The 9,004-nt window shown below is 54.7% G+C and carries 7 protein-coding genes; 4 read left to right on the top strand and 3 right to left on the bottom strand.

The genetic code is table 11. The features are described 5' to 3' along the window. The coding region (amrB, locus tag QZP87_RS03190; RefSeq protein WP_291321467.1) for an AmmeMemoRadiSam system protein B at nt 1-465 on the top strand (465 nt) is incomplete at its 5' end. 115 nt (nt 466-580) lie between these two features. Here amrB and eno read toward each other — a convergent pair. From eno to QZP87_RS03175, 3 genes are all read right to left on the bottom strand, one after another. Continuing rightward, nucleotides 581-1,870, bottom strand: a complete 1,290-nt coding sequence (gene eno, locus QZP87_RS03185) for a phosphopyruvate hydratase (protein WP_291321466.1) — start codon at nt 1,868-1,870, stop codon at nt 581-583. After that, nucleotides 1,867-2,673: a type III pantothenate kinase gene (locus QZP87_RS03180; RefSeq protein WP_291321465.1), complete on the bottom strand. Its 807-nt coding sequence runs from the start codon at nt 2,671-2,673 to the stop codon at nt 1,867-1,869. The genes eno and QZP87_RS03180 overlap by 4 nt, the downstream gene beginning before the upstream one ends. A 404-nt stretch (nt 2,674-3,077) precedes the next feature. After that, entirely contained in the window at nt 3,078-4,220 is a 1,143-nt protein-coding gene (locus QZP87_RS03175) for a (Fe-S)-binding protein (RefSeq protein ID WP_291321464.1), read from the bottom strand. A gap of 553 nt (nt 4,221-4,773) precedes the next feature. Here QZP87_RS03175 and ileS point away from each other — a divergent pair. From ileS to QZP87_RS03160, 3 genes are read left to right on the top strand one after another with little or no spacing between them, the layout of a single operon-like run. Next, nucleotides 4,774-7,587: an isoleucine--tRNA ligase gene (ileS, locus tag QZP87_RS03170; RefSeq protein WP_291321463.1), complete on the top strand. Its 2,814-nt coding sequence runs from the start codon at nt 4,774-4,776 to the stop codon at nt 7,585-7,587. Nucleotides 7,588-7,646: 59 nt separating this feature from the next. Next, entirely contained in the window at nt 7,647-8,144 is a 498-nt protein-coding gene (gene lspA / locus QZP87_RS03165; protein ID WP_363330982.1) for a signal peptidase II, read from the top strand. Beyond that, the gene (locus tag QZP87_RS03160; RefSeq protein ID WP_291321462.1) at nt 8,125-8,871 is read left to right on the top strand and encodes a prolipoprotein diacylglyceryl transferase family protein; all 747 of its coding nucleotides are present in this window, start codon (nt 8,125-8,127) and stop codon (nt 8,869-8,871) included. Before lspA ends, QZP87_RS03160 begins: the two co-directional genes overlap by 20 nt. Nucleotides 8,872-9,004: the final 133 nt, after the last annotated feature.

Here is a 9,004-nt window from a genome sequence, read left to right as displayed (position 1 = left end):
TTCGATTACCAGGCCCACCAGGGCGAGCATTCCCTGGAAGTGGTCCTGCCGTTTCTGGCCAGGGCTGTTCCCGGGTGCAGGGTAGTGCCCATAGCCATAGCAGAGCCCGATCTCCAGGTACTGCTGCAGGCCGGCGAGGACCTGGCCCGGGCAGTCAGGGACCTGGCCCTGGACGTATCCCTGGTGGTGAGCACGGATATGAGCCATTTTGTGCCCCAGGAACATGCCAAAAGGATGGATCACATGGCTATAGAAAAGATCCTGGACCTGGACCCCCCGGGACTGCACCAGATAGTCACCCGGAACAGGATATCCATGTGCGGTGTCATGCCCATGACCCTGGGCCTGGCCTGCGCCAGGGAACTCGGTGCCAGGAGCACGGAATTTATTGATTACTCCACTTCAGGAGACGTCACAGGAGATTATTCCCAGGTTGTGGGCTATGCCGGAGTGGTTGTGAGTTAAGGGCGAGGGGGCGAGGGGGCGAGGGGGCGATGAAGACATGGTGCCCCCCCCTCTTTCATCTGAATTTCTGCTTTTTGTCTTCCCCATGCCCCATGCTCCATGCCCCATGCCGATTTTATTCCTTTCCAAACCACTGCAGGGCGATGGCCGGGCCGAAGTAGATGGCCTGCTCTTCCAGTTCCTCCTCGATGCGCAGAAGCTGATTGTACTTGGCCAGGCGGTCGCTTCTGCTGGCAGAGCCGGTTTTGATCTGGCCCGCGTTCACTGCAACCGCCAGGTCGGCGATGAAGGAATCCTCAGTCTCCCCGGAACGGTGCGAAATCACCGTGGAATAGGCCGATGACTTGGCCATTTCTATGGTATCCAGGGTCTCGGTCAATGTTCCTATCTGGTTCAGCTTGATCAGAATTGAATTGCCCACACCGGATGTTATGCCTTCGGCCAGTATGGCAGGATTGGTGACAAAGATGTCGTCACCGACTATCTGCATGGTGTCCTCGGCCACGGAGGTGAACTTGCGCCAGCCTTCCCAGTCGCTTTCAGCCAGTCCGTCCTCGATGCTTATGAGGGGGAACTTCTTGGCCAGTTCCTGGTAATAATCAATCAGCTCATCCGAGGTCAGGATTTTGTTTTCCCCGGCAAGATGATACTTGCCGTCCCGGAAGAATTCAGATGCTGCAGCATCTATGGCCAGGGCTATTTCCGAGCCCGGCTGGTATCCGGACTCCTCAATGGCCTTTATTATGTATTCAAAGGCCTGGGCATTGCTTTTGAGATTGGGGGCGAAACCTCCCTCATCGCCCACGCTGGTGGATAAGCCATCCCTGGATAGAAGCTTTTTCAGGGTGTGAAAGGTCTCGGTGCCCATGCGCAGGGCGTCGGAAAAGGTGCTGGCCCCCAGGGGCATGACCATGAACTCCTGGATGTCCAGGTTGTTGGCTGCGTGGGCGCCGCCGTTGATAATGTTCATCTGGGGAACCGGGAGGACCTTGGAGTTGATCCCGCCGATATACTGGTACAGGGGCAGGCCGGTGTAGGTGGCCGCGGCCCGGGCTACTGCCATGGAGACCCCCAGCATTGCATTGGCCCCAAGCTTGGACTTGTTTTCGGTGCCGTCCAGGTCGATCATGAATTCGTCGATCTCCACCTGGCGCAGGGAGTCCATGCCGATGAGGTCGCCGGCAATGTCCTCGGTTACGTGTTTCACGGCCAGAGAGACTCCCTTGCCGCCATAGGCCTTTTCGCCGTCCCTGAGTTCCAGGGCCTCGCGGGAACCGGTGGAGGCGCCTGAGGGCACGGCTGCCCGCCCCAGTATGCCGGATTCCAGAATCACTTCCACCTCTATGGTGGGGTTGCCCCGGGAATCAAGTATCTGCCTGGCCAGAATATCCGAAATTACACTCATTGCCTACTCCTTGGGTTTAAAATTATATTGTCTATTGCTGTATACAGCAGACCCTGCAACAGCAGAGATGGCTGTACTTCATCCAAGTAACTGCAAACCGGGGCTATTACGCCTGCTCCTCCGCCGGTGGCCACCACCAGCGTATCCCCGGGCATGAGCTTTTTGAGCCTGGATATCAGGCCGTCGGTCATGCCGGCAAATCCGAATACAGTACCCTGGGTCAGCCCCTGGACGGTACTGCGGCATATCTCCAGCGATTCGTCGGCTTCTTCCAGTGAAAACCAGGACAGCTTTGCCGTCAGGGTGTTCAGGGCCTGCACCGAAGAAAAGATGCCTGGACTGATTAGTCCTCCACAGTACTCGTTTTTTATTATGCAGTCAAAAGTGGTTGCAGTACCGAAATCCACCACAATTATCCCGGAGTCGGGATACATCCTGCGGGCGGCAAAAGCGCTCACCAGCCGGTCTGCACCCAGTTCGGAAGGATTCTGGTAATTGTTTTTGATGGCCGGATACAGATCTCCAGGCACCTGGTACACCTTTGCACTGCAGATTTTTTTTGCGGTGCTCTTTATGACCGGGTTCAGGCGGGGCACCACCGATGCTGCAAGCCAGGCATGGATGTTACCGGGATTTACCTGCTCCTGCTGCAAATATGCCATGACCTTGAGCCCCAGGGAATCAGGGGTCTCTCTGATATCCGTGGGCAGTTCAAATGACGGCCTTAGTCCGTCCAGGCCGGCCAGGGCCAGTTTGATGCTGGAGTTGCCCAAGTCCAGCAGCAGGCACATTTCTGTTGACAAAATTAGTTGTCCTGTAAGTTGAAACCTGAATCAATTACAAAAAACTGCACGGATTCAGGGGCTTGAAGTTAAACTTACTCCGTAACTATTCACCACATATTTTACCAAAATATTCACTGGTCACGTAAAGAAGAGAATATCTCACGCCCGGGCCGAAGCGGCCCTAGAGCCGCAGAGCAAGGCACGAGGAAGAGATATAATATTCATATCCCCCGAGTTGGGGGCTATGAATCATAAGCTCCCCGCCTGGGGCGGGAGCCTTTTTTCATTACTGCAACCCGCAGGAATGAAAAACTGACCTCTCTTCTCCGCGATCTCTGTGACTCAAGCGAGTCTTCGAGCGGGCGAGAGCCAAAAATATTTGGTGAATAGATGCCTTACTCCTTAATATAAACTCCCCGGGCTTAAGTCAAATGTTCTGTATCTTCGTCCTGAAAAAGCTCCAGCCAGTGCACCGCAGTTGTCCCGGGTGGACTTGTCGAAGCCAGCTGGATCATGCAGCCTGCGCATTCAGTGAGGCAAAGGCCAGGGCCTTCAGGCAAGATATTTTGCCAGAGTTCCCGGGCAAGTTTGAGGCTCAAATCCGGAGCCTGCAGGCGAAAGGACCCACCAAGACCGCAGCACTGTTCCGAAGCAACTTTTAGGTTCAACCCCGCTTTCAACAGCAGGTTTTGCAGTGCCGGGGCTGTGTCTTTTGTCCCGTGGCAGGGTTCGTGCCAGACAAGCTCCTGTGGCGGTTCCTGAGGCAGGAACTCAATCCTTGAATCAGGCAATACCCGGGACAGCAAAAAAGTATTTGCGGCAAGATGCTGGATCTCCTGAGGCAGCCCTTGAGCAGCATGCGATGAAGTGAGCCCGGCCCGGCAGGTGGCGCAGAACACATAGACCTGCGGCCTGCCCAGCTCCTCCCAGGTTTTCAGGTTGGACTGCATGGATGACTGCTGCTCCTGCAGATAACCAGCCTGTCCCAGAGGAAATCCGCAGCATTTCCAGTCCGGGACGGGCAGAACATCAAGGCCGGCAGATGTCAGTAAGCTTGCGGCTTTTTTTTCCAGATCCCGGCGTACAAAGCGTCCCAAACACCCGGGAAAGATGACCGCCCTGCCAGAGTGCTGCCTGGGAGGCTGGACCCTGAATAGAGAGCCTGCATTACCCCGGGGGACTGCTAATGACCTGCCCACGGATGATTCAGGAAAAAGACGACCTCCCTGGGCAAGCAGAGGAAGATAAAAAGAACCCCCTGTCAATATCCTGGAGAACAACCAGCTTTTCCACTGGGGATGCCCGAACCTGAGCCGTGCGATGAGGCCTGGAAGGTCCATGTTCTGAGGGCAGACATCAGCGCACCTGCCGCACCCGGTGCAAAGTCCTGCAAGGTTCGAGGCCTCCCTGGAGCTTATGCCCTGCATGCCGATGTTTGCCAGGAGAAAGGCCTTGCCCCGGGGACTCATGTCTTCGCGGCAGGTGATCCTGAACAGGGGACAGACCTCCAGACCCCTGCCGCAAAGAATGCAGGCGGGCTGTTTTATATCAGTGTAGGGTTGCATATTGTATTTCAGTTGCCAGCAGTATTTGAGTATCAGGTTTTGGATTATGGGGTTGCCTGGTGCATGGCTAATCAGGCATTCAGGATATAATAAGCTATGTTTTGTGGTGTTTCAGGCTCATTTGAGCCGGATAAAATCTTGACTTCATGCTGGTAATGAGACAATATTAATATTTATTTATCTTTAGTGAGTCACCAGGCCCACGGAATACACGGAATTTCACGGAATATGCGTTGCTTCGCAACGCTTTAAAAACTTCCGTGCCCTTCCGTGTGTTCCGTGGGCAAAACCTCCTGGCTTTCTTTAAAAATGAAACAACATGTTGTTTCGAAATTTGTGCTAAGCCCTAACACTACAGCGAAACTTATATATTGACCTCCGGGGACTGGCTCTTTTGCCGCCTGATTTTTTGTTCAATTGCAAGTTTTCAAACAGCAAAAGTGCCTGTCCCCAATTGAGACAGGTTATAAATTTTTGAAGTTTCGCTGTAGTGCTAATCCCAAAGCATAGTTTATCGGATACCTGGACGCAATTATTATAAAAAGGCAAACCCATGACCAATTACAAAAAAACCCTGAACCTTCCTCAGACCACTTTTCCCATGCGGGCCAACCTGACCCGGAATGAGCCCGGGACCCTCAAATTCTGGGAAGAGACGGATGCTTACACCAGAATGATCCAGGCCGGCAGAGACTGCCCCCGTTACGTCCTGCACGACGGGCCTCCATACGCCAACGGCAACATTCACATAGGCACGGCCATGAACAAGGTCCTCAAGGATATCATTGTTAAATCCAAAAATTTTCACGGGTTCCGGGCAGAATACGTCCCGGGCTGGGACTGCCACGGCCTGCCCATAGAACATAAGGTTGACCAGCAGTTGAGGGCCAAGGGCAAGGAGGTGCCGCCCCTGACCGTGCGCAGGCTGTGCCGGGAATACGCAGCAAAGTATTTGGGTATACAGCGCAAGGAATTCAAACGCCTGGGAGTATTGGGGGTCTGGGATGCTCCTTACCAGACCATGCATCCTCAGTATGAGGCCGCCACAGCCCGGGAACTGGGAAGATTTATCCAGAAAGGGCAGGTTATACGGGGTAAAAAGCCAATTTACTGGTGCATTGACTGTCGCACCGCCCTGGCCGAGGCTGAGGTGGAATATGACCAGCATACCTCCCCTTCCATTTACGCGGCCTTCCCGGTAAAAGATAAAGACCTGCTGAAGATTTTTACCGGGGCGGATCCGGAAAAGACATACGCCCTCATCTGGACCACTACCCCCTGGACCATTCCCGGGAACATGGCCATTGCCGTGCATCCTGACCTGGAATACACGCTTGTGCAGGCCCAGGGAGGCTTTTACCTTCTGGCCTGCGAACTGGTCGAGAGCGTGGCAGGTGTCCTGGGGTGGCAGGATTATACCGAGCACGGCCGGACTCTGGGAAGTTCCCTGGAGAATCTGCAGGCGACACACCCGTTTCTGGAGCGACCCTCTCCCATAGTCCTGGCCGGCTACGTCAGCCTGGACAGCGGGACAGGCCTGGTGCACACGGCCCCGGGCCACGGGCGCGAGGACTACGACACCGGGCTCAAATACGGCCTGGAGGTATTGTCCCCTCTGGACGATCATGGTTGTTTTGATGCTTCGGTCCCCTTCCTGGAAGGCAAGAACGTACACGAGGCCAACCCCCTGGTGATTTCAAAGCTGGAAAAACTCGGTCTTTTGCCGGCCGGGAAAAAGCAGACACATTCCTACCCCCACTGCTGGCGCTGCAAGCAGCCGGTAATTTTCAGGGCCACCACCCAGTGGTTCATCACCATGGAGGAAAACTCCCTGCGGCAAAGGTCCCTGGAGGCCATCCAGGAAGAGGTGCAGTGGATCCCGGCCTGGGGGCGGGAGCGCATATATTCCATGATAGAAAACCGCCCTGACTGGTGCATCTCCAGGCAGAGAAACTGGGGGGTGCCCATCGTGGCCCTGCTCTGCAGCAAGTGCGACCACGCCTATACCGATCCGGAGTGGTTCTTTTCCATTGTGGAGCGCTTTGAAAAACATGAGCGGGGTTGTGACTACTGGTTCGAGGCTGACGTAGAGGACGTGGTGCCCAAGGGGTTGACCTGTCCTGAGTGTGCCTCACAGGATTGGCGGAAAGAGGACGATATCCTGGACGTGTGGTTCGACTCGGGTACCAGCTTTGCCGCAGTGCTGGAAAAGCGCCCGGAATGCTCCTTTCCAGCGGATATGTACCTGGAGGGTACTGATCAGCACCGGGGATGGTTTCACAGTTCCCTGCTGGCCTCGGTGGGTACCAGGGACAGACCTCCATATAAAACCGTGCTGACCCATGGCTATGTAGTGGATGGCGAGGGGCGTAAAATGTCCAAGTCCATTGGCAATGTTATCGCCCCCCAGGAGATTATCGACAAGTACGGGGCCGAGATCCTGCGCATCTGGGTCTCTGCGGTGGACTACCAGGAAGACGTGCGCATTTCCCAGGAGATTTTGACCAGGCTGGTGGACGCCTACCGCCGTATCAGGAATACCTGCCGCTTCGTGGTGGGCAACCTTTATGACTTTGATCCTGTAGAGGATCTTGTGGAGTCGTCAGCTATGCATCCACTGGATCGCTACGCCCTGCACCTGGTCATGGAGAAGAACAGGGCCATGCACAGGGCGTTTGAGCGCTTCGAGTTTCACAAGGTCTACCACAACCTGCATAACCTGTGCGTGCTGGAACTGTCATCCTTTTACCTGGATATCATCAAGGACCGCTTGTATGTATCGGCACCCGGAAGCCGGGAGCGAAGATCGGCCCAGAGTGCGCTGTATCATGTACTGCAGGTGCTCTTGAAAAATATGGCTCCCATCCTCAGCTTTACAGCTGAAGAAATTTACGGCCACCTGCCGGAAAAGCTGAAGAGCGACTCGGATACAGTCTTCGGCTGGAGGCCGGATCTTGACGGTGTAGGCCGGCTGGAGGAGGACGAAAAAGAACTCTGGGACATGGTGGGGCGCATTCGCCAGGAAGTGACCAAGGCCATAGAGCCTTTCAGGCAATCCAAGGAACTCGGACATTCCCTGGACAGTCACGTGATACTCTATCTGGAGGAAGACAAGCTCTCAAGGCTTGCCCAGGTGCAGGATCATTTAAGGGATGTGTTTATCGTGTCCAAGGCCCAGATCAGGCCCCTGGAAGAGGCCGGGCAGGACAGCTTTGCCAGCCGGGAAGAACATGGCCTGCACATCGAGGTCCGCAGGGCGCCTGGAAACAAGTGCCCCCGTTGCTGGGTCTACAGCGAAGACCTGGCCCCTGATGCGGATGCGGATGCAGTGTGCTCCAGGTGCAGCCGGGTGGTGGACGGTGGGTGATTGCGCGCCGACCGGCGCTGAACCTTTACGGCCTTAAGGGTTTCACAGACAGGAGGAAAATGGTGCCTTACAGATATAAACTGGTGATAATTTTGTCTGCAGTGATCCTGGTGCTGGATCAGGTCACCAAGATATGGATAGAGAGCAATCTGGCTCTGGGTGAGACCAGGACGGTGATTCCCGGACTGTTCAACCTGGTATTTGTTCTGAACAAGGGTGCAGCCTTCGGATTTCTTGCGGACCTGGAAGGCAACCTGCGGACCTACTTTTTTCTTGGAGCCACCGGCCTGGCAGTAGTGCTGGTAATTCACCTGCTGCGTACGGTGCAGCGCGAGGACTATTACCTCTTTACCGCCTTGGGCCTGATTCTGGGCGGGGCTTTGGGCAACATGATAGACCGCATCCGGCTGGGTATGGTCATTGATTTTCTGGATTTTCACCTGGGCAGCCATCACTGGCCCGCTTTTAACGTGGCGGATATTGCAATATCTGTTGGGGCCGTCTTGCTGATAGTGGCCTTTTATAAGAAAAAGCGTCATGAAGCCGATTCTGATTGAAATTGGGGGGTTAAGCATTTATGCTTTCGGGTTTTTCATGGCGACCGCTTATCTTCTGGGCATGGCATGGACTATGCGCGAGGCCGGCAGGAAAGGCCTGGACCGGGGTCTGGTCCTGGAATTCGGCTTCTACGTGCTCCTGGCTGGTCTGGCAGGCTCCAGGCTGTTTTACTTTCTTCTTTACCCCCGGGATTTTGAAGGATCTTTTACCAGGCTGCTGCACTTCTGGGACGGCGGACTGGTACTCATTGGCGGCGGCATTGCCGGTGCAGCAGCCCTGTTATTGTACCTTACCCTGAAAAAGCAGGACATATCAGCCTGGCTGGATGCCGTGGCTCCAGGCACTGCTCTGGGGCTGATTGTGGGTTGGGTGGGCTGTTTGTTTGCAGGCTGCGGATACGGCCGTCCCGGAGATGTGCCCTGGGCGGTCACCTTTACGCACCCGGATTCTCTGGGACCGCTTTTTGTCAGTCTGCATCCGGCGCAGGTTTACCATGCCCTGGCCGCGCTGATGATTTTTATTTTGCTTTTAGCCGTGCAGGGCGTTTTTAAATCTAAAGGACAGCTTGCAGGGCTGTTTTTGATATTGTATGCTGTCACCACCATTGCGGTTGATTTTTTCAGGTATGATTATCAGTCCATAATATGGGTGTTCAGCCCTGTCCAGGCCGTATGTCTGGTTTTGCTGTGTGTGGGATCGTCTTTGCTGTTACGCACAAAAAAATAACCGTTTGTTAATATAACACTACAGCGAAACTTATTTATTGACCTCCGGGGACTGGCTCTTTTGCCACCGAGATTTTGGAGTATGGCAGGTTGTCAACCAGCAAAAGTGCCTGTCCCCAATTGAGACAGGTTAT

This window comes from Desulfonatronospira sp. (genome assembly GCA_003563255.1).
GTDB lineage: Bacteria > Desulfobacterota > Desulfovibrionia > Desulfovibrionales > Desulfonatronovibrionaceae > Desulfonatronospira.
Note: the sequence above shows the minus strand (reverse complement) of the source record. Positions and strands in the feature narration are given on the sequence as shown.

Bases quoted from the DNA above. Each gene is read 5' to 3' on its own strand.
- eno (WP_291321466.1), bottom strand. From the start codon at position 1,870: ATGAGTGTAATTTCGGATATTCTGGCCAGGCAGATACTTGATTCCCGG.
- QZP87_RS03175 (WP_291321464.1), bottom strand. From the start codon at position 4,220: ATGCAACCCTACACTGATATAAAACAGCCCGCCTGCATTCTTTGCGGC.
- ileS (WP_291321463.1), top strand. From the start codon at position 4,774: ATGACCAATTACAAAAAAACCCTGAACCTTCCTCAGACCACTTTTCCC.
- lspA (WP_363330982.1), top strand. From the start codon at position 7,647: ATGGTGCCTTACAGATATAAACTGGTGATAATTTTGTCTGCAGTGATC.
- QZP87_RS03160 (WP_291321462.1), top strand. From the start codon at position 8,125: ATGAAGCCGATTCTGATTGAAATTGGGGGGTTAAGCATTTATGCTTTC.